Below are 24,490 nucleotides of genomic sequence, written 5' to 3'. Positions count from 1 at the left end.
CACAACTTACAATCAATTCACAGATATCAACTATCTAGCTCGTCGTTAGGCTGCTACATTGATCAAGTCAATTACATAAAAGTATTACATTCATAACCTAGAGGTCGCTTATGTATCCAAACCTCACTGGCTTAGGTATCCACGAACCTAAACAGATTGAACGTTACTCCCTTCGCCAAGAAGCGTACAAAGATATCCTGAAGATTTACTTTCGTAAGCAGAAAGGGGAACTGTTCGCGAAAAGCGTTAAATTTAAGTACCCACGACAAGTAAAAAGTGTGCTTGTTAGCGGTGGCAATAATCAATACAAAGAAGTGACAGAGATTAACCGCAACCTCACTCTTGTGATTGATGAACTCAACAAAATCACCAAACCGACGCCAACGGCTGAGGTGGATGTGAAGCAGAAGATCCTTACCGACTTACGCCATCTAGAGAAAGTGGTATCAAGCAAGATCGCTGAGATCGAAGCTGATCTAGAAAAGCTAAAATGATCCCGCGACTAACTATTACTGTTAACTAACCAACATTAGTTATGCCGTTAAGGTTATACAGATACAAAAAGGGCTGATATCACTATCAGCCCTTTGTTTTTTATTCTATTTTCTCTATTCACTTAGACTGGAGATTGCCTAAACACGCGAGACTTACTTAGACAAGCAAGTTTGAGCATCGATTAAGTTAGTATCCCACTCAAAGGTTTCAAACAACCTTAGCCAAGTTTCATCAAGGTTGGCCTTCATCACCAACTCTTCTTTTATGAAAGGATGGATAAAGCGAAGCTCAGAAGCGTGCAACAACAAACGATGCGAATCTAAATCATCACGGAACAGTCGATTGTGCTTACCATCACCATGTGAAGTATCACCGACAATTGGATGTCTTAGATGAGCCATGTGACGACGCAGCTGATGTTTGCGACCGGTCTTTGGCATCATCTCAACCAAGCAGTAGCGGCTCGTAGGAAAGCGTCCTGTTGAATATGGCACTTCTACTTTTGCTAGCGGTTCATAGACTGTCACTGCCTCTTGCGCTTCTTTGTCTTCTTTCGCGAACTTATCTGCGATCTTATCCAGCTCAACCTTAAGTGCATAATCGAGCGTATCGCCCTCTTCTATCCAACCACGGACAATCGCATGATAGGTTTTTTGCATCTCATGATTAGCGAACATTGGCATCACCTGTGAAGCAACCTCACTCGACAACGCAAACACCAACACACCCGATGTCGGTCTGTCTAAGCGGTGTAATGGAAATACATGCTGACCAATTTGATCGCGCAATGTCTGCATAACAAATTGCGTTTCGTGTTTATCCAACCATGAACGATGCACTAGCATGCCAGCGGGCTTATTCACCGCGACAAAGTACTCATCTTGATAAATGATCTCTAACATTACGCACATACCTCATCAATGCTCTGAATTGTCACTAGCAGTTCGACTTTGTCTGCCTCATTTTTCCACACTTCACCAAAATAAGGATGGATAGCAAAGCCTTTCGGTAGGCTCATTTGGGCATCCATCATTGCGTTGATCTTAACGATAAAGATCCACTGCAACCACTCTTCCGGTTGTAACGAATCAATCCCGAAAGGTTCAACGCTCGCCAGAGCTTCATCCGAAGGCGGAAGCGTGCTCCATAGCGAACATTGGCGCATTTGTTCTTCTAATTGTTGAAGTAAAAGAGGTAACTTTGTGGCTGCTGTCATTTTTCACCAAGTTATTTATCTAGTGACCTTGAAATTGGGGCATAGAGTACCATCTATTTAGGAAAGAAAGTTAGGAGCTTTATTACTATGGAAACGATTCACACGCTCACTCAGTTACTAAAGAATAGCGGTTGCCAGTACGATATCTACGACCTAGGTCGCCGTATTCAGAAGATCGACAACACCTTATTCTCTGATGTTGAGCAAGGGAAACAGCCGTACCCATTTCCACTTCAGAAACAAGCTCACTTAGCGATTAGTTACTGGAACGAACACAAGCAACCTTGGATCTGGTTCCTAAAATTCAAACTGGACGAAAGAGGCCTATTACATCAAGGTGATGTCGGCAATTTCCTTAAGTTTGTTATCGAAGCGATGGGCACACGTTTGAACGGTGAGATCAGCGAAGAGCAACAACAAAAGCTGTCAAACAACCCATATACCTTCAAGCCTTCAGAAGACAAAATGGCCGTGTTCCATAGCCAAGTAAGAGCAGGTTTAGACCTTGCAACGAGCCAATACTACGAACACGCTCAACACTACTTCACAGGCGATCTAGGCTGGGACAACTGGAAAACCGTTGGCCTACAAGGCATCACTGATATGTGTGCTCGTTTAGGCAGCCAACAAAATGGTGTCGCGATTCGCAAAGCATTGAATAAGCTGCCTTCAGAACCTCTATACGCGACTCTCGGGGCGCTTGAGCATACGCAAATCAATGACAAGCTCGCTCAACGCTTACAAGAAATGGCAGAGAATGAGATTAACAGTCAAGAGCCAGATCTGTTCTTACTGTCAGCGCTGGTACGTGCCCTTTCTGGCGCAGAGCAAAGCACAACCAACGCCGTAATTAACCAAGTTCTGGCTAGCCCGCGCTTAAGCCACCAAGAAGTATTGATTGGTTTGGCTGGTCGCAGCTGGCACGCACTGCAAGATCCTGCGATTGCTGAGCAGTTCTTGCTGCGTCTCGCACAAACGGGCAACCAAAACTTGTTCAATCAGTTATTTGCAGATTTAGTGATGATTCCGACACTGAGAATGGTATTTTTACCATTATTGAACTCGAACCCATCACCAGAACTCGCCAATGCACTTGTAGAATTACAACAAGCGGCTAAGTCGCAATAGATACCAGACAGAACAGCTCAGTAGCTCATAACAAAAAGCTCAAATCACGAACGGAATAGAGAGATAAAAGGAAGTATGGATTAAATGATAGATAACTTATTGGCTATTTTGATGCTGTGCTTCTTTTGCTTTCTGTTTTGGCAACAGCGCAGGCAATCCGAGCTTGCGAAAGCTGCCATTGCGAGAAAATGTAAAGAGCTCGACTTACAGCTATTAAGTGTTGCCTTTAGTGGTCATAAACTTAAGATGCGCCATGAGCTCACCACCATTTGGCGCTGGCACACCGTGTATCAATTTGAGTTTTCAGCGTTAGGTGATGACCTGTACCAAGGGAAACTGACCATGGTGGGCTTCCGTTCTATGCGGTTTGAGCTACAGCCTCATAGAATGTAACGTCGCAATACGCGGTATAACTATATTCATGATAAGGGCCAAACTGATCTTGTTTGGTCTCTTTAAATGCAAAGCCTAACTTTTCAAGTAACTTAATTGATGGGTTATGACCAACATTAACGGTCGCGACAACATTCGTTAGGTGTTCTTCAAAACAAACCAAACTAAAGAAAGGTTTTAGCACTTCACTAGCAAGGCCTTGATTCCAAAACTCCTTGTCCAGAATAAATCCCAGCTCATGCTTCCCTTCTTCAGACGAAACAAACAAATGCCCGAGGTATTCGCGGGTTTGGTTGTGGATAATGGCTCGGCAAAAACCAACGTTGTCGTTCAGTATTTCTTGAAATAGGTGTTTTGCAGAGGCAATAGAATGCGGCCCGTTCATTTCAGCACGATTGATGGGGCAGCAATTCAACTTGATAAAGTCATGTTCTAACTGCTCGGTATAAGGTACCAACAGCGTTCTTGAGGTTGCTATCGTCATAAAACACTCCTTGTGTTGACCATTAGCAGAAAAGCAGATGTCGCGTGCTTAGATAAAAGCTCCTGAATTAAAGAGAGCCCCTAGATAGAGAAAAAGCCTTAGGAAAAGAAAAGCCCCGACACCGAAGTGTCAGGGCTAGGGTCTTACTCGCAGCAGTCCGGCTACTAATTAATGCTCCATGCATCATCCATAATAGTGGCTGTAATCCTTCAGCTCTTTCCTTTACTTCGCCGTCCTAGCGGTGTCCAATCATCCTGAAAGCTAACAATCCTAGTTAGCGCACATCACTTGTTCCGTGAGCGGTGTCCTTTACATCGTCCTGATGCTAATCCAACCCTTTAATCCTAAAGGTGTCCATTGTCATTCCGTTGCAGCTAACTTCCTGTTAACTGACTGTATCCCTACAATGTCCTTACGCTCCATGCTTGATCACTCAATCCTAAGTAACCAAATCTTCATCCTGAAGATAACCAAATCCTTGGTGCTTTCCTGTTCCGTGTCAGAATCCTTCCGACAAGGTTTAATTTACGCGATTTAGGATTTCGGACAATAGATTTGCATCACATTTTGAATTCAAGAAAGTTGTTAATTATATAAAACAATTAAAATTCAACACCTTAACCATGTGAACATCAATCTCTCTAGCGATGTATTCGTGTTATCTCACAACCTTTGTAAGAGATCTCTCACAAGCCATAGGCGGTTTTATGATTCGCTATCATTCACCAGAGCGAGTAAAATGACTAAAGACTAAAAATGGAGATCAACATGCTGACAAAAGATGTTTCTGAAGAGTTGAAATCAGTGCTTGAAGGACTGCAAGCGCAAGGGAAAGAGCCGACAGTTGCTTTAGTTAAGGCTCGTATGAGCACATCCGTTCCGATGCCCGCTTTAATTACGACCATCAAGAGCTGGAAAAGCGCAAATCGTGTTCCTAAAGTTGAAGTCGCGACACAAGAAGAGCCAGCACTTGATCGTGTTAGCCAACTGGAAAAGCAAATCCTTGAACTCACTGCTCGCGTTGCCATGCTTGAAGCTAAACTAACTGATCAATAAGGCAACTGAGCAATAAGTTGACCGATAAATAAGCTAACAGAGAAATAGAACACTATGAAGATATGGGTTGATGCGGACGCTTGTCCAAAGGTTATCCGAGAAACAATCGTACGCGCAGCTGAGCGCACAGGGGTTGAATGTACCTTTGTGGCAAACCATCTGGTTCCCGTTCCTAAACGCAATAACATTCACTCAATTCAAGTGCCAAGCGGGTTTGATATTGCTGATGATGAAATCGTAAAGCGCACTGAACCCGGCGATCTTGTGATTACATCCGATATCCCTCTGGCTGACGAAGTGATCACTAAAGGTGGGCAAGCACTCAGCTCTCGTGGTGAGCTTTACACCAAAGAGACCATTAAAGCGCGTCTGAACATTCGTGACTTTATGGATACCATGCGCTCAAGTGGCATCCAAACGGGTGGACCAAGTGCCCTTTCTCAAACCGACCGTCGTGAGTTTGCCAACCACTTAGATAGAATTCTAGCCAAACGCTAGCTGGCTCATCCGAGCTTAACCTAGTTCTATCTCTCCATAAAAAATCAAAAAACCTGCAAACAATGCAGGTTTTTTTAATATCAATTAGAAGAAGGTTTCCCCTACTCTACAACTAAGGCGTGTAGTACGTTGCAGCACCTGGACCTACTGGTAGGCCAAATACGAATACCCAAACGTAGAACATTAAGCTCCAACCAACCAAGAATACGATTGAGTATGGAAGCATAGTTGCAATCAGAGTACCGATACCTAGGTTCTTCATGTAACGCGTCGCTACAGCTAGGATAAGACCAAAGTAGCTCATCATTGGCGTAATGATGTTGGTTGTTGAATCACCGATACGGTAAGCCGCTTGAATCGTTTCAGGTGCGTAACCTACTAACATTAGCATTGGAACGAAGATTGGCGCTGTTACTGCCCACTGAGCAGAAGCCGAACCGATCATCAGGTTAATGAAGCCACACATTAGGATGAATGCGAAGAACAACATTGGACCCGTTAGGCCGATATCCTGTAGGAAAGTAGCACCTGCAACTGCGAATACTTGACCGAAGTTAGTCCACTTGAAGAAAGCAACAAACTGAGCAGCGAAGAACACAAGTACGATGTACATGCCCATTGAAGACATAGACTTAGACATTGCATTGATTACATCACGGTCTGTTTTCATTGTGCCGGTAACTTTACCGTAAACAAAACCAGGAACTGCGAAGAATACGAAGATGAACGCTACGATACTTTTCAGGAATGGAGAACCTGAAACCGTACCTGCTGCTGAACGTAGAACACCATCAGCTGGAACAATCGTCCAAGCAAGAAGCGCTGAAACCGCTAGCACTGCGATACCCGCAAACTTAAGGCCTTTCTTCTCAACGTCTGTTAGCTTGCCCATTGAATCATTTGATAAATCTTCAGACGCTTCTTCGTCGTTGTATTTACCCAGTTTTGGTTCAACAATCTTCTCAGTTACAAATGCACCTGTAATCGCGATGAAGAAAGTAGAAACAAACATGAAGTACCAGTTTGATTCAGGACCAACGTTGTAAGTCGGGTCAATCATTTGTGCTGCTGTTGTAGTAATACCAGAAAGCAGCGGGTCAACCGTACCGATTAGAAGGTTTGCAGAGTAACCACCAGATACACCAGCAAATGCTGCCGCTAGACCTGCTAATGGGTGACGACCCAAAGAGTGGAAAAGCATTGCTGCAAGCGGGATAAGTACTACATAGCCAAGCTCTGAAGCCGTGTTAGAGATAATACCTGCGAAAACTACGGTTACCGTAACCATGCGCTTAGATGCGCCCATTACCATGCCACGCATCGCCGCAGATAATAGACCTGAGTGCTCAGCAATCGCTACACCTAGCATTGCAACAAGCACGGTACCTAATGGCGCAAAGCCAACAAAGTTTGTCACTAGATTAGTAACAATGAGCTGTAAGCCTTCAGCATTAAGTAAGCTTACAACGTAGATCATGCCGTCAGCAGCACGACCTGGAGCACCTTCTGGACGAGGGTCCATAACAGAGACATCAAAATATCCTGCTATACCTGAAGTAACTAGAATAGCGACACAGAAGATTGCGAAAAGAGTGATCGGGTGGGGTAATAGGTTCCCCAAATATTCAACACCATCGAGAAAACGGGTAAAAATAGGTTTCTTTGGCGAGTTGTTTTTTATTGAAGCTGATGAACTCATCAGTTCCCTCCTTGTAGTGATTCCTATGCAATTGTGACAAAAATGTTCAAATTGCCAGCGAAGGGTACGCGACAAAATTATCAATTAGAAATTCAAAATGTTACAAAATGTGTAGCAAACGACGATTTTTAACTCTATTTGAACAATTAATTAGCAAATAAATCTACATTAAATACAAAATCTAGATTTATAATTCACAATTACACATTCACTACAAATATAAGTGATAGTATAACCCATTGATTCACTTGAAAATAAAACACACCATACGATAAGTTAATACACAATATCCTGTCAGGTTCTTCTCGAGGGAAAAGAAAAACAGACAAATGAATGAAGTTTGACTTTCCCCTCGTTTTTACACTCGCGTCACATCAATTTGACTGACTAATTCTGAACCGCTTTGAATCTCGGATTGGTTTTGCAGATAACATAATGACGACCTCTGCGCTTTACTATCTGGCAATCAGGATGGCGACTTTTCGCACTTTTAAGTGATTTCACAACTTTCATTCTATTTCGCTCCCTTACCTAATTGACCAAAACGACGAGTGAAGTTCGCAACGCGTCCCTATTTATGTAGCACTCGTTGTTTGCCCGTATAGAAAGGATGCGACTTTGGCGACACCTCAATCGTGAAGTAAGGGCAAGTATTGCCGACTTCCCATTCGATAGTACGGTCTGTTTTTAGCGTTGAGCCGATTAAGAAGTACTCATCGACACTGGTGTCATGAAAAACCACGGGACGGTAATCTGGATGGATATTCGGTTTCATTGTATTCCCCTTAAATAACCAACTTGATATGTTATAACACTACAAGTGACAATTGTTATCAAAAGAAAAACAAGCGATTTTATGATATTTTTCCGTCTTAATCGTAATCAGAGAACACCCAACTATGTACACAATTGAACCTGTTGGCTTTATTGAGTCTCCTTATAAAGAGAAGTTCGCTGTGCCAAGGCAGCCCAGGTTGGTACCCACATCCACCTCAAGAGTCAGATTGGTTGATGCAGCAAACTGCCTTGAGTCTGTTCGTGATATAGAGCAATTTAGCCATGTTTGGTTACTATTTCTGTTCGACAAGAACCTTGAAGCAGGCTGGAAACCAACTGTGAGGCCACCTCGCCTTGGCGGGAATGAACGTATTGGTGTATTCGCGTCACGTGCCACATTCAGACCAAATGGAATTGGCATGTCTGCGGTTGAACTAAAAGGTGTGTCTCAAGAGAAAGGACAGACTTGGTTGGATCTCGGCAGCGTCGACTTAGTAGACGGTACACCGATCATCGACATCAAGCCTTATATCCCCTATTCAGATTCGATTCCGGATGCATTGGGAGGGTTTGCCGCCGATGAACCAGAAGTGCTCGACGTTAACTTTTCGCAGCAAGCGCAAAGTAAGCTCGCAAGCCATCCACAAGCGCGCCATATCATTCAGGTGATCAAAGAAGTATTAGGCCAAGATCCGCGACCTGCCTATAAAAAAGGCAAGCCTGACAACAAGGAATATGCGGTAAATTTGTTCAATCTTAACGTGAAATTCGTGGTTGAAACGCTTTTCATCAATGTAACTGACATTGAACGCTTTTGAGATCCCAAATAGGCTGATATTATATGCGGCTATATCAGATTTGCTGTGGTTACGAACGACAGCAAGTTTTCTTTTATCAATGATGAAACGGATACCATAGAATGCGTACCAGTAACTACCTTCTTTCTACTCTGAAAGAGACTCCAAACGACGCAGAAGTTATCAGCCACCAGCTGATGCTACGTGCAGGTATGATCCGTAAGCTAGCTTCAGGTTTATATACTTGGCTACCTACTGGTCTACGTGTACTGCGTAAAGTCGAAAATATCGTTCGCCAAGAGATCGATAATGCAGGTGCCGTTGAAATCTTGATGCCCGTAGTTCAACCGTTTGAGCTTTGGGAAGAGACTGGCCGTTCTGAAAAGATGGGGCCTGAGCTACTTCGTTTCACAGACCGTCACTCTCGTCCATTTGTTCTTAGCCCAACAGCTGAAGAAGTGGTAACGAGTCTAGTACGTAACGAGATCAGCTCTTACAAACAGCTACCTCTAAATCTGTACCAAATCCAGACTAAATTCCGTGATGAGCGCCGCCCTCGTTTTGGCGTAATGCGTGCACGTGAATTCTCTATGATGGATGCGTACAGCTTTGATATCGACAAAGAAGGCTTAGAAAAGTCTTACCAAGCGATGCACGATGCTTACTGTAAAGCATTCGACCGCATGGGCCTTGAATACCGCCCGGTATTAGCAGACTCTGGCGCAATCGGCGGCAGCGGCTCTCAAGAGTTCCACGTTCTTGCTGAAAGCGGCGAAGACCTAATCGCATTCTCTTCTGAATCTGATTACGCAGCGAACATCGAGAAAGCAGAAGCACTAGCTCCTACTGAAGAAGTTGCAGCGCCTACTCAAGAGATGGAATTGGTTGATACGCCAAACGCAAAAACAATCGCAGAACTTGTAGAGCAGCACGGTCTAGCAATCGAGAAGACAGTTAAGACTCTATTCGTTAAAGCATCTGATGAAGTAGAAGCAGATATTATTGCTCTAATCATCCGTGGTGACCACGAGCTTAACGAAGTGAAAGCAGAAAACCTTCCACAGGTTGCTTCTCCGCTAGAGATGGCTTCTGAAGAAGAAATCCGCGCACTTGTTGGTGCAGGTCCTGGTTCACTTGGACCTGTTGGCCTAGAGCTACCATTCATCGTTGACCGCTCTGTTGCTGTAATGAGCGACTTTGGCGCTGGTGCAAACGTAGATGGTAAGCACTACTTCGGCATCAACTGGGGTCGTGACGTTGAGCTGGCTCAAGTTGAAGACCTACGTAACGTAGTTGAAGGCGACCTAAGCCCATGTGGTCAAGGTACTATCCAGCTTAAGCGTGGTATTGAAGTTGGTCACATCTTCCAACTAGGTAATACTTACTCTAAAGCAATGAACTGTAACGTGCTTGGCCCTGATGGTAAGAGCGTAATCCTAGAAATGGGTTGTTACGGTATCGGTGTTTCACGTGTTGTTGCATCTGCTATCGAGCAAAACCACGATAAATTCGGTATCACTTGGCCAGACGCACTAGCGCCGTTCCAAGTTGCTATCGTACCAATGAACATGCACAAATCTGAGCGCGTTAAAGAAGCAGCTGAGAAGCTATACGCTGAATTAACAGCTATGGGTATCGAAGTTTTATTCGATGACCGTAAAGAGCGCCCTGGTGTTATGTTTAAAGATATCGAGCTTGTGGGTATCCCTCACACTATCGTTATCGGCGATCGCAGCATGGACGAAGGTAACTTCGAATACAAAAACCGTCGTACTGGTGATAAAGAAGCTATCGCAATGGACACGGTTATCGAGCACCTTAAGGCTCAACTAGCTTAGTAATCCGATTACTGACTAGATAAACATTGAAAGGCTGCCGTTAGGTGGCCTTTTTTGTGCCTGTCATTTCGCTTCAAACTCCCTTCTATTTATCAGTAGAGTAAATAACGTAAGTTAATCCCCTGTTCATCTTTAAATCCGTATATTGGTGTCATCAACTTTTTGGACATGCTCACCATTGGAGGTATCGATGGATATCAAAAGCTTACTGAACCAAGCACTTAAATCAGATCTCGTAAAACAAGGTACTCAGAAACTTTCACAAGGGTCTTCAAGTTTAAGTGGCCTTTCTCAAGGCAGCAATAGCAAGAGTAGCAGTAAAAGTACACTCGGAGCCTTCGGTGCAGGCGCAGTTGGCGGAGGACTGTTAGGTGCGTTAATGGGCTCTAAGAAGACTAAGAAAATGGGTAAGAAAGCGGCTGGGATTGGCGGCGCAGCAGCACTGGGCGCTTTGGCTTATAAAGTCTACAACGACTACCAGTCCAAACAAGGCCAGACACCTAACGCCGAACAGGCTCAGTTTGATGAAAATGATGCAAACCACAGCGTGCTGATTCTACGATCGATGATTGCCGCGTCTAAAGCTGATGGCCATGTTGATGAAGAAGAGATGGCTAAGATAGAGCAAGCCGTCGAGAATATGGGCGCTGATTATCAACTGACTAAATTGGTCTCTGAAGAACTGCATAAGCCACTCGACCCAAGCGAAATCGCTCAACTGGCAACGTCACCTCAACAGGCGAGTGAGATCTACTTAGCCTCTTTGATTGTAGCGGATGAGCAGAACGTCATGGAGAAGGCCTACCTCAAAGAGTTAGCCAAGCAACTCAACCTTGCTGATGAAGTTACTTATCAACTCGAACAGCAAATCTCTGGTTAAACGGTCAATATCCGGCTAATCGACAAGCTAGCAAAGTGATACATTGAGCGTCAGCAGAATGAGATATTGAGCAAGAACAAACTAACTCTGAACTTAATCAGATCCACTTTGTTTTTGCTTATCTCTATGTGTATATTGAGATCAGTTATCATTTGGTTAGGTATAAAAATGAAAGTATACGATTGTTGTGATTTGGTGCGTGAACTGTATTCTCAAATTGGCAGTGGCGACCAAGGCTATATCCCTAAAGCGATCACCTGCGCGGTAAAAACATTGAATGACCTTGCTGCAGATGAATCTCTTCCTAAAGAAGCGCGTGAGCGTGCAGCATTTGCCGCTGCAAACCTGCTGATCTCAGATTTCGAGGACTAATATGAACCTCGCTAATTTTGAAAAAATGGATCCTGTGATGTTGATGAGTATCGTCAACATGAAGCTTCGTGACGACTTCGGCGGTGATTTAGATCGAGTGGTCAACTTCTACGAAATCGACAAAGCAGCATTGATCGCAAAGCTCGCGTCTGCTGGTTTTGAGTATCTTCCAGAAGCTAAACAGTTTCGATAGTCGTTAAAAAAATCTTCCTATTTAAAGGCCAACCTCTGTGTTGGTCTTTTTTTTGGTGATACGTAACAAGCAAACATGCAGCAAACCCGTTATAAATTATCTGTCTGCACCTATACTTTTATATCTTAGAGTCAACGAACGCGCCTTGAACCAAAGCGTATTGTTGTATAGGCTACCCAAACTAGCATATAAAACTCATCACCCAACTTGATGATAGTGAAGGATTAACAATGAAAAGACTCGGACTTTTAGCCGTTATCGCAGCCGCACTCACCGCAGGTTGCGCTTCAAATACTCAGCAAGACAACTTTCGCGAAGCCTCTTTTGAGCTGTGTAATACTGAAGTCGATATTTACTCTGTAAGCCATGATGAACGAGTTCGCATCGTCTGCTCTGATGGCTCTAAATTCGCTTTGAACAGCGAAGATACACTAGAAGTAATGCGTGATATCAACATCGACTACTGCGATGGCGAAGGCCTAGGTAAGTTCAGTGAAAGCCGCCACTACTACTCTTTCAAGTGTAAGTCAGGCACCCTACTTAGCATCAAAAAGTAGAATCGACACTACCAAATACCAAATACCAAAGGGTTAATGTGAAAGTATTAACCCTTTTTAATACCCGCTTTTCTTTACTCTTAATCCCAAATCCACCAGCCACCAGATACAAAAAATAGCTCCTTTAAAGAAGCCTCTAGTATCATTGCTTTTCAAAGTAGTTGTTTGAAATTCTAAGAGAGCACGCAGAGATTACGGGTGTAAGTGAGCATGCTCGACAACAATTTTAAAACTTCCAAGTACAAAAAAGGCCCCTATTAAGGAGCCTCTAGTATCAATATTTTTCAAAGTAGTTGTTTGAAATTCTAGGAGAGCACGCGGAGCTTACGAATGTAAGTAAGCATGCTCGACAACGTAATACCCAAAAAAACAAAAAAAGCTCCCAACAGGAGCCTTTCAAATCGTATTTTTCAATCAAATAGCTTTAGTTCAAGGAAAAGGCGCGGAGTTTACGAATGTAAATGAGCACCTTTGACACAGAAATTAAGCTATTTGAGCCAGAAAAATTAAGCGTAAACCGGTAGACGCTTACAGATCTCTAGTACTTTTGCTTTAGTCGCTTCGATAACAGACTCATCACCCATGTTATCTAGGATGTCACAGATCCAACCTGCTAGCTCTTTCGCGTCTGCTTCTGAGAAACCGCGACGAGTGATAGAAGGAGAACCGATACGGATACCTGAAGTAACGAATGGGCTACGTGGGTCGTTTGGTACTGAGTTCTTGTTTACAGTGATGTTTGCTGCACCTAGTGCTGCATCTGCTTCTTTACCTGTGATGTCTTTGTTGATTAGGTCAACTAGGAACAGGTGGTTCTCTGTAGAACCTGAAACGATGTTGTAACCACGAGCTAGGAATTCAGCAACCATTGCTTTTGCGTTAGCAACAACGCGTGCTTGGTATTCTTTGAACTCTGGCTCTAGAGCTTCTTTGAACGCTACTGCTTTACCAGCGATAACGTGCATTAGAGGACCACCTTGGCCGCCTGGGAATACTGCTGAGTTCAGCTTCTTGTAAAGATCTTCGCCTTCGTTAGAAAGGATTAGACCACCACGAGGACCCGCAAGCGTTTTGTGCGTCGTTGTAGTTACTACGTGAGCGTGTGGCACTGGGTTCGGGTAAACGCCTGCAGCGATTAGACCTGCTACGTGAGCCATATCTACGAACAGGTAAGCACCTACTTTGTCAGCGATTTCACGCATGCGCTTCCAATCACAGATTTGAGAGTAAGCAGAGAAACCACCGATGATCATCTTAGGCTTGTTCTCGATAGCCAGCTTTTCCATCTCTTCGTAATCGATTTGACCCGCTTCATCGATACCGTAAGGGATGATGTTGTAAAGCTTACCAGAGAAGTTTACTGGAGAACCGTGAGTTAGGTGACCACCGTGTGCTAGGCTCATACCTAGAACCGTATCGCCTGCATTTAGTAGTGCCATGTATACAGCGTTATTTGCTTGAGAACCTGAGTGAGGCTGTACGTTTGCGTACTCTGCACCAAATAGTTCACATGCACGTTCAATTGCTAGAGTTTCAACTTTGTCTACGTACTCACAACCACCGTAGTAACGCTTGCCTGGGTAGCCTTCAGCGTATTTGTTTGTTAGCTGAGAACCTTGAGCTTCCATTACACGTGGGCTTGTGTAGTTTTCTGAAGCGATAAGTTCGATATGCTCTTCCTGACGAAGAGTTTCTTCTTGGATAGCTGCGAATAGATCCGCATCGTAATCAGCAATGTTCATGTCACGCTTAAGCATCTGTATCTCCTGACTCAGATTGTACTGAAAGTTTCAAAAAAACCACACAACGACCGAAAGCAAACGTTTCCGTCACCGTTTTGATGTGACGCATTCTACATAATTTGATCTAGGTCATAAAGAGCTAATTGCAATTTTATCATGCAGTTTTTTCATAATCACAAATAAGATTCATCATGGTTATTTGGCTTATCCAACCAAAGATGGCGCTTACTGTCAATTTTACGCTTTACACCCTGTAAAACGCAGATTACATAGGTTTACCTTAATTTTGCCCCTCAAGCTACCGAAAGCTAAGGTTTTTCTCTACTATGCACGCCTTTATTGGTTAGGTAATTATAAAAACGATGGAAAAACACTCACGTAAAGAAGATTGGGTAGCGATTCTCACTGGCACGTTTTTAGTGGCGTTAGGCGTCTTCTTTTTACAGTCAGCGAACCTGCTTACCGGGGGCACTACTGGCTTGGCTCTGCTTTTGAGTCAATTCTTGCCTGTAACCTTTGGTATTTTGTACTTTGTTGCCAATTGTCCATTCTATTTATTAGCATGGAAACGATTCGGCCGTAGCTTTGCTATTAGCAGTGCGATTTCTGGTGCTTTAGTGTCTGTGTTTGCCGATCATTTATACTTAGTTATCTCGCTAGAAGTTCATAACGAGATCTATTGTGCTGTTGCCGGCGGCTTACTAATGGGCTTAGGTATGCTAATCCTATTCCGTCACCGCTCAAGTCTGGGTGGCTTCAACGTACTGTGCTTGTTTATCCAAGACCGCTACGGTATCTCGGTAGGCAAAACACAAATGGGTATTGATGCGTGTATTCTGTTTGCATCGTTCTTCTTCGTGTCACCTTGGGTGATTGCCGTATCTGTATTAGGCACCGCAGTATTGAACATCGTATTGGCAATGAACCACAAACCAACTCGCTACTCGGTGAATTACGCGTCTTAAAGTTCATTACCTGCTCTGTCGTTGCTGGCACTCGATGCTCAAACTTCTAGCAAGTAGACTCGAGGCACGATATTCCAGCCATCACTAAAACAAAAAAGGCTTTGGGAAGCACTCCAAAGCCTTTGTAGAAGCCTAATCTTTTAAGGGGAATCAAAATTAGGCTCATTGAAATGAAACAAGGTTACCCTTCAATCAAAAGAATACGAGTCTCGTAAGGTTGCAAAACTTGATGATGAGACGCCACTAAACTCTCGCTCACTTGATAATTAGACAACAAGCTCTTAGCCTTTGCCATCTCAAAACGTTCAGGTAAAACGCATTCAGCCTCTTCACCATAATAGTTGTTAATGCACAGCAGAGTTTGTCCTTCACTCTCACGAGAGTACGCAAATACCGACGGGTGCTCAGGCAATAGATCTTGATAGCTGCCATCCGTAATCACTGGTACTTGTTTGCGTAACTCAATCAAGCTCTTATAGAAATAAAAAACAGAGTCTTTGTCTTCCAGTGCTTGCTCAGCGTTAATCTCAGAGTAATTATTCGCTACATCAAGCCATGGCTGAGCTTGTGAGAATCCGGCGTAAGGCTCACTATTCCATTGCATTGGTGTACGAGAGTTATCACGAGATTTCTGCGCTAGAATCGCCATCATATCTTGATGAGCCACACCATCACGGTTAACCATGATGTCGTACATATTGGTACTCTCAACATCACGATACTGGCTGATGTCAGTATAGCCAGGGTTGGTCATACCAATCTCTTCACCTTGATAGATATAAGGCGTGCCTTGCATCATGTGCACAGAAGCAGCCAACATCTTGGCCGACTCAACACGATATTGCTGATCATCACCTAAGCGGCTCACGACTCGCGGTTGGTCGTGGTTACACCAAAACAATGCGCCCCAGCCCTTGCCGTTCAAACCCGTTTGCCAATGATTGAAGATCGACTTGAGCTGCAAGAAATCAAACGGCGCATTGGTCCACTTCTCACCATTGGTGTAATCGACCTTAAGGTGGTGGAAGTTAAACACCATCGATAGCTCACTGTTATCAACGTTTGAGTATTGCTGGCAGTGTTCCAACGTGGTTGAAGACATCTCGCCTACGGTCACGCTGCCGTACTTCTGAAATACGGCTTCGCTGATCTCTTTCAGGTATTCGTGTACACGTGGACCATCGGTATAGAAACGACGGCCATCACCGATATCATCATTAGGAAAGTCTTGCTGCTTCGAAATCAGGTTGATCACATCCAAGCGGAAACCATCAACGCCCTTTTCTGCCCAAAAGCTGATAACGTCTTTCACTTCTTCACGTACAACCGGGTTCTCCCAGTTGAGGTCAGCCTGTTCTTTGGCGAATAAGTGTAGGAAGTATTGCCCAGTCGCCTCATCTAGTTCCCACGCATTACCACCGAACTTAGACTGCCAGTTAGTTGGTGCTTGACCATCTACGGGATCTTTCCAAATATAGTAATCGCGGTAAGAGCTGTTTTTGTCGCCCAAAGCAGATTGAAACCATGCATGCTCTGTCGAGGTGTGGTTTACCACGATATCCATCACGATACGGATACCACGTTGGTGCGCTTCAGACAGCAATAAGTCGAAGTCTTCCATGGTGCCGAATTGAGGATTAATCGCGTAGTAATCTGAAATATCGTAGCCGTTATCGATCATTGGGGATGCGTAAACTGGGGTTAACCAAATGGCATCCACACTCAAGTGTTTAAGATAATCCAGTTTTGAAATGATCCCTTTGATATCGCCAGTACCTTTACTGCCACTGTCACAAAAGCTCTTTGGGTAGATTTGATAGATGGTTGCGGTTTTCCACCAACTTTCATCATGCTCAGTCATCGCCATCTCTAACACTCACTTACCAGAAAATATAAAATAAAAATCACCATGTGAATCATGGTCGAATAGCCGTTATAACTAAAAGAAAAAGCTATAACTAAGAGAAAAAGCGATGGCTCACTTTGGAGTCATCGCTTATTAAATGCATTACGCGTTGGCGGTTTCTAGTTCGCCTTTCATCTGTGCTCGTTTATAGAAGAACAGTGTTAACGTGACGGGTAGTACAATCGCCACCAGCATCGCAATTAAGTAAACAGACCAATATTGCGGTTGAATCGATAAGATGCCTGGCAAGCCACCAACACCGATACCATTCGCCATCACTCCTGCACTACCACAGATAGCAGCCGCAGCGGCACTGCCGATCATTGCGCTCAGCATTGGGAATTTGTATTTAAGGTTGATGCCGTACATCGCTGGCTCTGTTACACCTAAGTAAGCAGAGATTGCAGCTGGAACCGAGATATCTCGTTCGCCTTCGCGTTTGCTTAAGATGATGATGCCAACAACCGCTGAAGCTTGTGCAATATTAGATAGCGCAATCAAAGGCCAGATTGGTGTGCCGCCTAAGTCTTGCATCAGTTGTAGGTCGACGGCGTTGGTTGTGTGGTGAATACCCGTAATAACCAAAGGTGCGTAAAGGAAGCCAAATACCACTGAACCAAGAATCGCAAAGTCACCCGTCATTGCTGCTTTAGCCGCGAATGCCACGCCATCACCTAACATACGGCCAAATGGACCAATGAAAGCGTGAGCTAAAATCACAGACAAAATAATCGATACAAATGGCACGACAACAAGGTACAGATAAGAAGGTACAATACGCTTAAGGTTAGTCTCAATGAACGCCAGAGCCACACCCGCTAGCATCGCAGGGATCACCTGTGCTTGATAACCGACTTTCTCAATCACGAACAAGCCAAAGTCCCACACCTCAGGTACCGATTTACCTATCATGTAAGCGTTCATCAATTGCGGGGAAACCAAGGTCACACCGAGCGTGATACCCAAAATAGGGGTTCCGCCAAGCTTCTTAACCGTCGCCCAACACACACCAACCGGTAGGAAGAAGAAAATCGCTTCGCCAATCAGCCATAAGAAAGAGTGAACAGTTGCCCAGAATTGGCTGATTTCAACGAGGGTTTTGCCGTCGAACATGCGAATGTCGCCAATCACATTACGGAAACCAAGAATCAGACCACCAGTAATGATGGCAGGCAGCAGTGGTACGAAAATTTCGGCTAAATGGGAGATACCACGCTCAAGGAAGTTCATATTTTGACGAGCAGCCAGCTTAGACTCATCTTTTGATGACGCCTCTTTACCCGTTTGATCAATCAGAAGTGCGTACACTTCATCAACTTCAGTGCCAATCACGACTTGGAATTGGCCTGCGTTAGTAAAACAGCCTTTTACTAGCTTCAGTTTTTCGAGTTCAGCTTTGTTGGCCTGCTCTGTATCGTTCAATACAAAACGCAGTCGAGTCAGACAATGGCTGACACTCGCAATATTTTCTTTGCCACCGACTAACTCGATAAGACGCGCAACGTCTTGCTTCGCTATCTTACTCATACTACCCCACCCTGGTTTCATTCAATTACTCATCTAAACCATGCAGTGATAACCACTCAGATTCAGATTTATGGGAACATTCCCAATTACGGTTATTATAATGCCCGCATGAATGATAAATTTAAATGGGAACAGTCCCATTAATTGAAAGAGATCACACTCTAATTTTAATCTAAGCGGTTAAATTTCGCTTAATTGAGTGGATTATAGAATCGGAGATTGAGTGTGATGAGAGATCTCTGAATTGCCTAAAAGCTGAGAGATCAATAGATTAGCAGCCAGCTTACCTGCAGATTGGTAACCAGGATCAATGCTAAATACTCGTGGGAATAAGAAAGAGAGAAGATCATTGCCACCAACGCCGGTGACGACCACATCTTCACGTTGTAGTTCTTGCAGACGCTTGATTACACCAAGAGCCAGCGTATCACTGGCACAAACGATCGCTTGAGTCGCGGGAGTTAACACCTCATCCACCAGCTGATAAGCACTTTCGTGATGAAGTTGACCAGTACGATAGTTTGCCACTGAACCTGTGTTTTCACACCAATCGAGATAAGCCTTAAGACGCAGTTCACCGGTTGATTTATCACTAGGATCAACCCCGATAAAGCCAACGTCAGAGATCCCTTGATCCGATAAATGCACCAACGCACTATTGATCACCTGTTGGTTATCATAGTTAATCGACGTCACGTTCTCGGTATCCAGAGCAATCACCACCGCTTTGTGTTCCCAAGCTTCGATTGCCGGAATATCGCAGTCAGTAAAACCAAATACAATAATGCCATCAACGTTACGACGCTTTAGAACTTGCAGGTGCTCATTGGCTTTATCTCTATCAAGTTGGCTTTCCATGATCACGACATCGTAATCCGCTCGATACAACTCGGCCAGCATCGTACTTACCGCTTTGTTTTCAGAAGGAGAGTCCAGACGAGAAATGATTACGCCGATGACTTTTTGACTGCCACCGCGCATCGATTGCGCAGATTTTGAAGGCGTGTACCCAGATTCTTGAATTACTCTTTCCACCCTTTCACGGGTTTCAGGTTTCACTTTTGGATCATTGGTCAGAACGCGTGATACGGTTGACTTACCAACACCGGACAGCTTTGCAATATCAAGAATAGTGAGTTTTTTGCTCATAAAAAGTCTAACGTTAAAGAGAAGAGAAGAAAAAGTGAGGGTAGATTCCCTCACTTAACTGTTTGTAAATACTAGCAGTTCTTACTATGACTTACTTTTGGCAATTTCGATAGACTACGCGACCAAGTTCTAGACGCGCATTGTCACCTTTCGTGCGCAAAGTGATGCTGTTAATCATCTCTGAAGTGCCATCATCTAAGATGTATTTGGTTCCTGAGCCCGCTGGAACTTGAGTCAGGCGGTATTCATTATCAGGCAAGCGTAGTACCGCTTTTTCATTATCAAGGTAAGACACATCAAACGAGACGTCAGACTCACATTGAAAAGTCGCGAATTGATCATTCGATGTTGCGCTATCAGTCTCAGGGGCTGCTGATTTAGAGCACCCAACCAATGCTACTGTACATAGAGATGCTACCAACATAGCTTTCATACTTCGTTCCTCATCTTTATATAGTCAACGACACTTAGCCTATTCACAGGTTCGAACAAACCTAATGTAAGTGCCTAATGATAGGTCCATACCTTAGTGATAAATAAAACGTTTAGCCTTTTAAGAAAGCGGGTACGTCTTTAATGCTATCAAGTACCACGCTAGCCAACGCTTCACCTTTTTCAGTGATGGGTTTACCCGTTCTTACCAAGACTTTAGTACCAACACCTGCTGCTTCTGCAGCCATCATGTCTTCCGCTTTATCGCCGATCATGACCGAGTTAGCCATATCAATCTTCAGAAAGTCACGAGCAGAAATGAACATGCCTGGCTTTGGCTTACGACATTCACAATCTTGCTTGTAGTCACCAATACCGTGCTCAGCGTGGTGAGGACAGTAATAAATGCCATCGAGCTCGACACCATTATCAACAAAGTTCCAATCCATCCACTGCGTTAAAGAAAGAAAACGGTCTTCACTAAACATGCCGCGAGCAATGCCTGACTGGTTAGTCACTAGCACCAATAAATAGCCCATATCTTTAAACGCTTTCGCCGCTTCAAACACACCGTCAATGTATTCAAAGTCATGCTCATCATGTACGTAGCCGTGGTCAACGTTAATCACACCATCACGATCTAAAAAAACAGCAGGTTTAGACAAAATTTTGTTCTCTATCAACTCTCTATTAATCATTAATTATTACACGCTTTATTTGCTTCATCACTATCTATTTAGTTTTGCGTTCGTTAACGAATTGTTTCTAGCTTAGCCATACAATCGACGTTTAGCCGTCTAGACGTAAAAATATCTATTGACTTAGATCATAGAACACCATAGCATCGTCTGTAAATCGAGCGAGCTATCGACATATTATTCTGTTCTACCTGCACGGGTTTCTCTATGATTAAAGTGAATCAAGTCAACAAGGTTTTTTATCAAGGTACTAAAGAAATCAATGCCTTAATTGATATCAACCTCCACATTCCTCAAGGTCAAATCTTTGGAGTCATCGGCTCTTCAGGTGCAGGCAAAAGTACCCTAATCCGCTGTGTAAATATGTTGGAAGCACCGACCTCTGGTGAAGTGATTGTTGACGGTATCGACCTAACAAAACTCAGCAAATCAGAACTTAGCGAAGCGCGCCGTAACATCGGCATGATATTCCAGCACTTCAACCTGCTGTCTTCTCGTACTGTATTTAACAATGTAGCACTGCCTTTAGAACTTGCTGGTAAAGATAAAGCGATTATTGAAGCAAAAGTGAGTGAGTTACTTGAACTCGTTGGCTTAGCGGATAAGCGAGACACCTACCCGGCAAACCTAAGTGGCGGTCAAAAGCAGCGTGTTGCGATTGCTCGTGCACTGGCCTCTGATCCGAAAGTACTGCTGTGTGACGAAGCGACCAGCGCATTGGACCCTGCGACCACTCAATCGATTCTTGAGCTACTGCGTGAAATCAACCGCAAGCTGAACATCACTATCCTGCTTATTACGCACGAGATGGATGTAGTGAAAAGCATTTGTCACGAAGTGGCGATCATTGGCGGTGGTGAATTGGTAGAGAAAGGCACAGTTGGTGACATCTTTGCTCACCCTAAAACTGAACTAGCGCATCAATTCATTCGTTCAACGTTGGATCTGACGATCCCTGAAGATTACCAAGCACGCCTGCAAGAGACTCGCGTAAACAGCAGCTACCCGTTGGTACGTCTTGAGTTTACGGGCGCAACGGTTGATGCTCCGCTGATGACTCAGATTGCACGCAAATTCAATATCGATGTCAGCATCCTAAGCTCTGACCTTGATTACGCCGGCGGCGTGAAGTTCGGCATGATGGTTGCTGAACTGTTCGGTAATGAAGCAGATGATAATGCTGCTATCCAATTCCTACGCGACAACAATGTAAAAGTAGAGGTGCTTGGTTATGTCCTTTAGTTTCAACGAGATTGCTGACTGGATCAGCCTTAACGGTAACCTTCTATTAGGCGCAACAGGCGAAACGCTTTACATGGTTGCTGTTGCAGGCATTGTTGGCTTCGCGGTCGGTATTCCACTAGGCGTGATTCTGCATACGACTAAAAAAGGTGGCCTGTTAGAGAACACCAAAGTAAACAAGATTCTAGGTGCGATTGTGAACGTGGGTCGTTCAGTACCTTTCTTAGTTTTGATGGTTGCGATTATTCCACTGACTAAGATGCTGATTGGTACCTTCATCGGTACAACAGCAGCGATTGTTCCACTGACGATTGGCGCTATCCCATTCGTGGCTCGACTTATCGAAAGTGCACTACTTGAAGTACCAACAGGTCTAGTGGAAGCGGCCCAATCAATGGGCGCAACACCAACACAAATCATCAATAAGGTTCTGCTTCCAGAAGCACTACCGACTATCATCAACTCAGTAACGATTACGCTAGTGACTCTGGTGAGCTACTCAGCAATGGCCGGTACTGTAGGCGGAGGTGGCCTAGGTGATGTCGCGATTCGTTACGGATTCCACCGCTACGATGTGACCATCATGGCTGTGACAGTAGTGATGTTGATTGTGCTGGTACAAATTATTCAATCAATCGGTGATTCATTAGTTCGCCGTGTTGACCACAGATAAAGACTCACACATAAAGAGTAGAGTCGTCTGAACCTAATTAAATAGATTTATTAAAAGGAGATTATTATGAAATTTAACCTTAAAGGTTTACTAACTATCGCAGCAGCAGCTTCAGCGCTAGTTCTAGCAGGTTGTGGCGATAAAGAAGTGGATACTTCTAAAGTAAAAGTTGGCGTAATGGCAGGTGCAGAAGCGCAAGTTGCTGAAGTGGCAGCTAAAGTAGCGAAAGAGAAATACGGCCTAGACGTTGAACTGGTTACTTTCACGGATTACGTAACACCAAACGCAGCACTGGATGATGGTTCTATCGACATCAACGCATTCCAACACGCACCGTACCTAGATCAGCAAGTGGCTGACCGTGGCTACAAGCTAACTATCGCTGGTAACACGTTTGTTTACCCAATTGCGGGTTACTCTAAAGAAGTGAAATCGGTAGACGAAATCCAAGACGGTGCTCGTATTGCTGTACCAAACGACCCTACAAACCTAGGTCGCTCTCTACTTCTTCTTGAGCAACAAGGTCTTCTTGAACTTCGTGAAGGCGCAGGTCTTCTAGCTACAGTTCGCGACATCGTGGGTAACCCTAAGAACCTAACGATTGTTGAACTAGACGCAGCTCAACTGCCACGTTCTCTTGATGATGTTGCTCTATCTATCATCAACACAACTTACGCGAGCTCTATCAACCTGACTCCACAAAAAGATGGCGTATTCGTTGAAGACAAAGATTCTCCTTACGTAAACCTAATCGTTTCTCGTGAAGACAACCTAAACGCTGAAAACGTACAAAACTTCGTTAAAGCTTACCAAACTGAAGAAGTGTACAACGCAGCTTCTGACATCTTCCAAGGTGGCGTCGTTAAAGGTTGGTAATCAACTAAACGACAGCACTGTATAGATACCCGAAGGGGCTGACATAACGTCAGCCCCTTTTTTAATGATAAAGATTTGCTAGAAAGTAAAGCATCTCAGATTTAAGCGAAACAAAGTCGATTACTTCAGGTGATCCCAAGAGATGTTTGACACCAATCGGCAGTCATCACACTTGAAATAGAAAATATCGTGGATAGGCGCATCTAGCAGCCATTCACCACCACATTGCGGGCATTTGCGCTCTTTTTCATCTTTCAGGCTGATCCCACCGACACGGTATAAGTAGTAGTAGGTTGGAACCTTAGTCAGATACTCAATGCGCCCTCTTAGACCCCAACCGCGTTTAAACAGCACACTCTTCGTATCACTGATCTCGGTTAGCGTTGCATGTTCCGCGCGACAACCACCACCCATTTGTACTTCATCACAGGCTTGCCATTCGGTCTGCCATTTCAACACGGCTTTATGGTCGCCATTGAAGGTAGGTGGATTGCGATACAAAGGGATTGGTAGCAAGCTATCGCCACTACGCAGCGGTGAACAGGTGTGCACGAATGTCGTGTATAACACCTGCCAGCTTGGTGTTTCATCTTCTGCCACTTCTTCTGAGTTCAGATCTCGACCTAGCAAACGCATTTTAGGCGCTAGTAGGCTCGCGTTAGACAAGCGATCAAAACACACTTTCACAAAGTCTGAGTGATTACGCGGGTGCAAGCTATCTTGCTCCGGGCACACAACGCGAACATAGAATTCACCATCGCCCATCACGATTGGGAACTCACGACCTAACACTTGTCCGTTATAACGAAGTGCATCCATTAAGCCATTAACCGCCTTGTCGACAGCGCTTACCGTTGTGTTATCAAAACACTCAAATTGAAGTTCTAGTACGTACAT

At 44.2% G+C, this 24,490-nt stretch carries 28 protein-coding genes; 15 read left to right on the top strand and 13 right to left on the bottom strand.

Annotated features, from left to right (window positions below; all coding sequences use genetic code 11):
- Nucleotides 1–110 precede the first annotated feature (110 nt).
- Nucleotides 111–494: a DUF3461 family protein gene (locus LMH68_RS11715; protein WP_229647151.1), complete on the top strand. Its 384-nt coding sequence runs from the start codon at nt 111–113 to the stop codon at nt 492–494.
- Between the two features lie 153 nt (nt 495–647).
- Here LMH68_RS11715 and truC read toward each other — a convergent pair whose 3' ends face one another.
- Nucleotides 648–1,397, bottom strand: coding sequence for a tRNA pseudouridine(65) synthase TruC (gene truC / locus LMH68_RS11710; protein WP_229647152.1), 750 nt, complete (start codon nt 1,395–1,397; stop codon nt 648–650).
- The gene (locus LMH68_RS11705) at nt 1,397–1,711 is read right to left on the bottom strand and encodes a YqcC family protein (RefSeq protein ID WP_017063358.1); all 315 of its coding nucleotides are present in this window, start codon (nt 1,709–1,711) and stop codon (nt 1,397–1,399) included. Before LMH68_RS11705 ends, truC begins: the two co-directional genes overlap by 1 nt.
- Before the next feature lie 87 nt (nt 1,712–1,798).
- On the opposite strand from LMH68_RS11705, the gene LMH68_RS11700 reads away from it, so the two are divergent.
- The gene (locus tag LMH68_RS11700; protein ID WP_017060747.1) at nt 1,799–2,839 is read left to right on the top strand and encodes a DUF3549 family protein; all 1,041 of its coding nucleotides are present in this window, start codon (nt 1,799–1,801) and stop codon (nt 2,837–2,839) included.
- A gap of 84 nt (nt 2,840–2,923) precedes the next feature.
- On the top strand, nt 2,924–3,232 hold the full coding sequence (locus tag LMH68_RS11695; RefSeq protein WP_017060748.1) for a DUF3301 domain-containing protein: 309 nt from the start codon (nt 2,924–2,926) through the stop codon (nt 3,230–3,232).
- Here LMH68_RS11695 and LMH68_RS11690 read toward each other — a convergent pair.
- Entirely contained in the window at nt 3,198–3,716 is a 519-nt protein-coding gene (locus tag LMH68_RS11690) for a GNAT family N-acetyltransferase (RefSeq protein ID WP_017060749.1), read from the bottom strand. The two genes, LMH68_RS11695 and LMH68_RS11690, sit on opposite strands and share 35 nt — an antisense overlap.
- A 768-nt stretch (nt 3,717–4,484) precedes the next feature.
- Here LMH68_RS11690 and LMH68_RS11685 point away from each other — a divergent pair.
- Entirely contained in the window at nt 4,485–4,772 is a 288-nt protein-coding gene (locus LMH68_RS11685) for a hypothetical protein (RefSeq protein ID WP_017069390.1), read from the top strand.
- Nucleotides 4,773–4,826: 54 nt separating this feature from the next.
- Nucleotides 4,827–5,270 carry a YaiI/YqxD family protein gene (locus LMH68_RS11680; RefSeq protein ID WP_017063355.1) on the top strand — a complete coding sequence of 148 codons (444 nt, stop codon included), beginning with the start codon at nt 4,827–4,829 and terminating at the stop codon, nt 5,268–5,270.
- 112 nt (nt 5,271–5,382) lie between these two features.
- Here LMH68_RS11680 and LMH68_RS11675 read toward each other — a convergent pair whose 3' ends face one another.
- The 3 genes from LMH68_RS11675 to LMH68_RS11665 form a co-directional block, all read right to left on the bottom strand.
- Nucleotides 5,383–6,969, bottom strand: coding sequence for an AbgT family transporter (locus LMH68_RS11675; RefSeq protein ID WP_017066391.1), 1,587 nt, complete (start codon nt 6,967–6,969; stop codon nt 5,383–5,385).
- Nucleotides 6,970–7,356: 387 nt separating this feature from the next.
- On the bottom strand, nt 7,357–7,482 hold the full coding sequence (gene ykgO / locus LMH68_RS11670) for a type B 50S ribosomal protein L36 (RefSeq protein WP_083190210.1): 126 nt from the start codon (nt 7,480–7,482) through the stop codon (nt 7,357–7,359).
- Between the two features lie 58 nt (nt 7,483–7,540).
- On the bottom strand, nt 7,541–7,744 hold the full coding sequence (locus tag LMH68_RS11665) for a type B 50S ribosomal protein L31 (protein ID WP_229647153.1): 204 nt from the start codon (nt 7,742–7,744) through the stop codon (nt 7,541–7,543).
- Between the two features lie 124 nt (nt 7,745–7,868).
- On the opposite strand from LMH68_RS11665, the gene tsaA reads away from it, so the two are divergent.
- The 6 genes from tsaA to LMH68_RS11635 all read left to right on the top strand — a co-directional run bounded on the left by tsaA (nt 7,869) and on the right by LMH68_RS11635 (nt 12,383).
- A complete protein-coding gene (gene tsaA / locus LMH68_RS11660; RefSeq protein WP_017063354.1) occupies nt 7,869–8,564 on the top strand; it encodes a tRNA (N6-threonylcarbamoyladenosine(37)-N6)-methyltransferase TrmO in 696 nt (231 codons plus the stop codon).
- Nucleotides 8,565–8,665: 101 nt separating this feature from the next.
- On the top strand, nt 8,666–10,381 hold the full coding sequence (locus tag LMH68_RS11655) for a proline--tRNA ligase (protein WP_010436451.1): 1,716 nt from the start codon (nt 8,666–8,668) through the stop codon (nt 10,379–10,381).
- A gap of 190 nt (nt 10,382–10,571) precedes the next feature.
- Nucleotides 10,572–11,261 carry a tellurite resistance TerB family protein gene (locus LMH68_RS11650; RefSeq protein ID WP_229647154.1) on the top strand — a complete coding sequence of 230 codons (690 nt, stop codon included), beginning with the start codon at nt 10,572–10,574 and terminating at the stop codon, nt 11,259–11,261.
- A 168-nt stretch (nt 11,262–11,429) separates the two neighbouring features.
- Complete coding sequence (locus LMH68_RS11645) at nt 11,430–11,633, top strand: YaeP family protein (RefSeq protein ID WP_008222923.1); 204 nt, start codon at nt 11,430–11,432, stop codon at nt 11,631–11,633.
- Nucleotide 11,634: 1 nt separating this feature from the next.
- Nucleotides 11,635–11,826: a DUF4250 domain-containing protein gene (locus tag LMH68_RS11640; RefSeq protein WP_004738555.1), complete on the top strand. Its 192-nt coding sequence runs from the start codon at nt 11,635–11,637 to the stop codon at nt 11,824–11,826.
- 230 nt (nt 11,827–12,056) lie between these two features.
- Entirely contained in the window at nt 12,057–12,383 is a 327-nt protein-coding gene (locus tag LMH68_RS11635; protein WP_017072003.1) for a hypothetical protein, read from the top strand.
- Nucleotides 12,384–12,889: 506 nt separating this feature from the next.
- Here LMH68_RS11635 and glyA read toward each other — a convergent pair.
- Nucleotides 12,890–14,140: a serine hydroxymethyltransferase gene (gene glyA / locus LMH68_RS11630; protein WP_017066387.1), complete on the bottom strand. Its 1,251-nt coding sequence runs from the start codon at nt 14,138–14,140 to the stop codon at nt 12,890–12,892.
- A gap of 347 nt (nt 14,141–14,487) precedes the next feature.
- On the opposite strand from glyA, the gene LMH68_RS11625 reads away from it, so the two are divergent.
- Nucleotides 14,488–15,090: a YitT family protein gene (locus tag LMH68_RS11625; RefSeq protein WP_017060757.1), complete on the top strand. Its 603-nt coding sequence runs from the start codon at nt 14,488–14,490 to the stop codon at nt 15,088–15,090.
- 181 nt (nt 15,091–15,271) lie between these two features.
- Here LMH68_RS11625 and treC read toward each other — a convergent pair whose 3' ends face one another.
- The 5 genes from treC to gmhB form a co-directional block, all read right to left on the bottom strand.
- The gene (gene treC / locus LMH68_RS11620; RefSeq protein ID WP_229647155.1) at nt 15,272–16,957 is read right to left on the bottom strand and encodes an alpha,alpha-phosphotrehalase; all 1,686 of its coding nucleotides are present in this window, start codon (nt 16,955–16,957) and stop codon (nt 15,272–15,274) included.
- A 141-nt stretch (nt 16,958–17,098) separates the two neighbouring features.
- Nucleotides 17,099–18,523 (bottom strand): PTS trehalose transporter subunit IIBC, encoded by a 1,425-nt coding sequence (treB, locus tag LMH68_RS11615; RefSeq protein ID WP_229647156.1) that lies wholly within the window; start codon nt 18,521–18,523, stop codon nt 17,099–17,101.
- A 204-nt stretch (nt 18,524–18,727) separates the two neighbouring features.
- Entirely contained in the window at nt 18,728–19,672 is a 945-nt protein-coding gene (treR, locus tag LMH68_RS11610; protein WP_017060760.1) for a trehalose operon repressor TreR, read from the bottom strand.
- Nucleotides 19,673–19,763: 91 nt separating this feature from the next.
- Nucleotides 19,764–20,105: an MliC family protein gene (locus LMH68_RS11605; protein WP_229647157.1), complete on the bottom strand. Its 342-nt coding sequence runs from the start codon at nt 20,103–20,105 to the stop codon at nt 19,764–19,766.
- A 112-nt stretch (nt 20,106–20,217) separates the two neighbouring features.
- Nucleotides 20,218–20,802 (bottom strand): D-glycero-beta-D-manno-heptose 1,7-bisphosphate 7-phosphatase, encoded by a 585-nt coding sequence (gmhB, locus tag LMH68_RS11600; protein ID WP_017060762.1) that lies wholly within the window; start codon nt 20,800–20,802, stop codon nt 20,218–20,220.
- A 207-nt stretch (nt 20,803–21,009) separates the two neighbouring features.
- Here gmhB and metN point away from each other — a divergent pair, with 207 nt between their 5' ends.
- From metN to LMH68_RS11585, 3 genes are all read left to right on the top strand, one after another.
- Complete coding sequence (gene metN / locus LMH68_RS11595; RefSeq protein ID WP_017060763.1) at nt 21,010–22,044, top strand: methionine ABC transporter ATP-binding protein MetN; 1,035 nt, start codon at nt 21,010–21,012, stop codon at nt 22,042–22,044.
- Nucleotides 22,034–22,717 (top strand): methionine ABC transporter permease, encoded by a 684-nt coding sequence (locus tag LMH68_RS11590; RefSeq protein WP_017060764.1) that lies wholly within the window; start codon nt 22,034–22,036, stop codon nt 22,715–22,717. The genes metN and LMH68_RS11590 overlap by 11 nt, the downstream gene beginning before the upstream one ends.
- 66 nt (nt 22,718–22,783) lie before the next feature.
- Nucleotides 22,784–23,593, top strand: coding sequence for a MetQ/NlpA family lipoprotein (locus LMH68_RS11585; protein ID WP_017060765.1), 810 nt, complete (start codon nt 22,784–22,786; stop codon nt 23,591–23,593).
- 120 nt (nt 23,594–23,713) lie between these two features.
- Here LMH68_RS11585 and LMH68_RS11580 read toward each other — a convergent pair whose 3' ends face one another.
- Nucleotides 23,714–24,490, bottom strand: coding sequence for a Zn-ribbon-containing protein (locus tag LMH68_RS11580; RefSeq protein WP_017060766.1), 777 nt, complete (start codon nt 24,488–24,490; stop codon nt 23,714–23,716).

It is taken from the genome of Vibrio sp. F13 (genome assembly GCF_020806305.2).
Lineage (GTDB): Bacteria > Pseudomonadota > Gammaproteobacteria > Enterobacterales > Vibrionaceae > Vibrio > Vibrio crassostreae_C.
This window is presented reverse-complemented; position numbering and strand designations above follow the sequence as displayed.

What these genes read in the sequence shown, in the direction of transcription:
- LMH68_RS11715 (WP_229647151.1), top strand. Translation starts at nt 111, where the DNA reads ATGTATCCAAACCTCACTGGCTTAGGTATCCACGAACCTAAACAGATT.
- truC (WP_229647152.1), bottom strand. Translation starts at nt 1,397, where the DNA reads ATGTTAGAGATCATTTATCAAGATGAGTACTTTGTCGCGGTGAATAAG.
- LMH68_RS11705 (WP_017063358.1), bottom strand. Translation starts at nt 1,711, where the DNA reads ATGACAGCAGCCACAAAGTTACCTCTTTTACTTCAACAATTAGAAGAA.
- LMH68_RS11700 (WP_017060747.1), top strand. Translation starts at nt 1,799, where the DNA reads ATGGAAACGATTCACACGCTCACTCAGTTACTAAAGAATAGCGGTTGC.
- LMH68_RS11695 (WP_017060748.1), top strand. Translation starts at nt 2,924, where the DNA reads ATGATAGATAACTTATTGGCTATTTTGATGCTGTGCTTCTTTTGCTTT.
- LMH68_RS11690 (WP_017060749.1), bottom strand. Translation starts at nt 3,716, where the DNA reads ATGACGATAGCAACCTCAAGAACGCTGTTGGTACCTTATACCGAGCAG.
- LMH68_RS11685 (WP_017069390.1), top strand. Translation starts at nt 4,485, where the DNA reads ATGCTGACAAAAGATGTTTCTGAAGAGTTGAAATCAGTGCTTGAAGGA.
- LMH68_RS11680 (WP_017063355.1), top strand. Translation starts at nt 4,827, where the DNA reads ATGAAGATATGGGTTGATGCGGACGCTTGTCCAAAGGTTATCCGAGAA.
- LMH68_RS11675 (WP_017066391.1), bottom strand. Translation starts at nt 6,969, where the DNA reads ATGAGTTCATCAGCTTCAATAAAAAACAACTCGCCAAAGAAACCTATT.
- ykgO (WP_083190210.1), bottom strand. Translation starts at nt 7,482, where the DNA reads ATGAAAGTTGTGAAATCACTTAAAAGTGCGAAAAGTCGCCATCCTGAT.
- LMH68_RS11665 (WP_229647153.1), bottom strand. Translation starts at nt 7,744, where the DNA reads ATGAAACCGAATATCCATCCAGATTACCGTCCCGTGGTTTTTCATGAC.
- tsaA (WP_017063354.1), top strand. Translation starts at nt 7,869, where the DNA reads ATGTACACAATTGAACCTGTTGGCTTTATTGAGTCTCCTTATAAAGAG.
- LMH68_RS11655 (WP_010436451.1), top strand. Translation starts at nt 8,666, where the DNA reads ATGCGTACCAGTAACTACCTTCTTTCTACTCTGAAAGAGACTCCAAAC.
- LMH68_RS11650 (WP_229647154.1), top strand. Translation starts at nt 10,572, where the DNA reads ATGGATATCAAAAGCTTACTGAACCAAGCACTTAAATCAGATCTCGTA.
- LMH68_RS11645 (WP_008222923.1), top strand. Translation starts at nt 11,430, where the DNA reads ATGAAAGTATACGATTGTTGTGATTTGGTGCGTGAACTGTATTCTCAA.
- LMH68_RS11640 (WP_004738555.1), top strand. Translation starts at nt 11,635, where the DNA reads ATGAACCTCGCTAATTTTGAAAAAATGGATCCTGTGATGTTGATGAGT.
- LMH68_RS11635 (WP_017072003.1), top strand. Translation starts at nt 12,057, where the DNA reads ATGAAAAGACTCGGACTTTTAGCCGTTATCGCAGCCGCACTCACCGCA.
- glyA (WP_017066387.1), bottom strand. Translation starts at nt 14,140, where the DNA reads ATGCTTAAGCGTGACATGAACATTGCTGATTACGATGCGGATCTATTC.
- LMH68_RS11625 (WP_017060757.1), top strand. Translation starts at nt 14,488, where the DNA reads ATGGAAAAACACTCACGTAAAGAAGATTGGGTAGCGATTCTCACTGGC.
- treC (WP_229647155.1), bottom strand. Translation starts at nt 16,957, where the DNA reads ATGGCGATGACTGAGCATGATGAAAGTTGGTGGAAAACCGCAACCATC.
- treB (WP_229647156.1), bottom strand. Translation starts at nt 18,523, where the DNA reads ATGAGTAAGATAGCGAAGCAAGACGTTGCGCGTCTTATCGAGTTAGTC.
- treR (WP_017060760.1), bottom strand. Translation starts at nt 19,672, where the DNA reads ATGAGCAAAAAACTCACTATTCTTGATATTGCAAAGCTGTCCGGTGTT.
- LMH68_RS11605 (WP_229647157.1), bottom strand. Translation starts at nt 20,105, where the DNA reads ATGAAAGCTATGTTGGTAGCATCTCTATGTACAGTAGCATTGGTTGGG.
- gmhB (WP_017060762.1), bottom strand. Translation starts at nt 20,802, where the DNA reads ATGATTAATAGAGAGTTGATAGAGAACAAAATTTTGTCTAAACCTGCT.
- metN (WP_017060763.1), top strand. Translation starts at nt 21,010, where the DNA reads ATGATTAAAGTGAATCAAGTCAACAAGGTTTTTTATCAAGGTACTAAA.
- LMH68_RS11590 (WP_017060764.1), top strand. Translation starts at nt 22,034, where the DNA reads ATGTCCTTTAGTTTCAACGAGATTGCTGACTGGATCAGCCTTAACGGT.
- LMH68_RS11585 (WP_017060765.1), top strand. Translation starts at nt 22,784, where the DNA reads ATGAAATTTAACCTTAAAGGTTTACTAACTATCGCAGCAGCAGCTTCA.
- LMH68_RS11580 (WP_017060766.1), bottom strand. Translation starts at nt 24,490, where the DNA reads ATGTACGTACTAGAACTTCAATTTGAGTGTTTTGATAACACAACGGTA.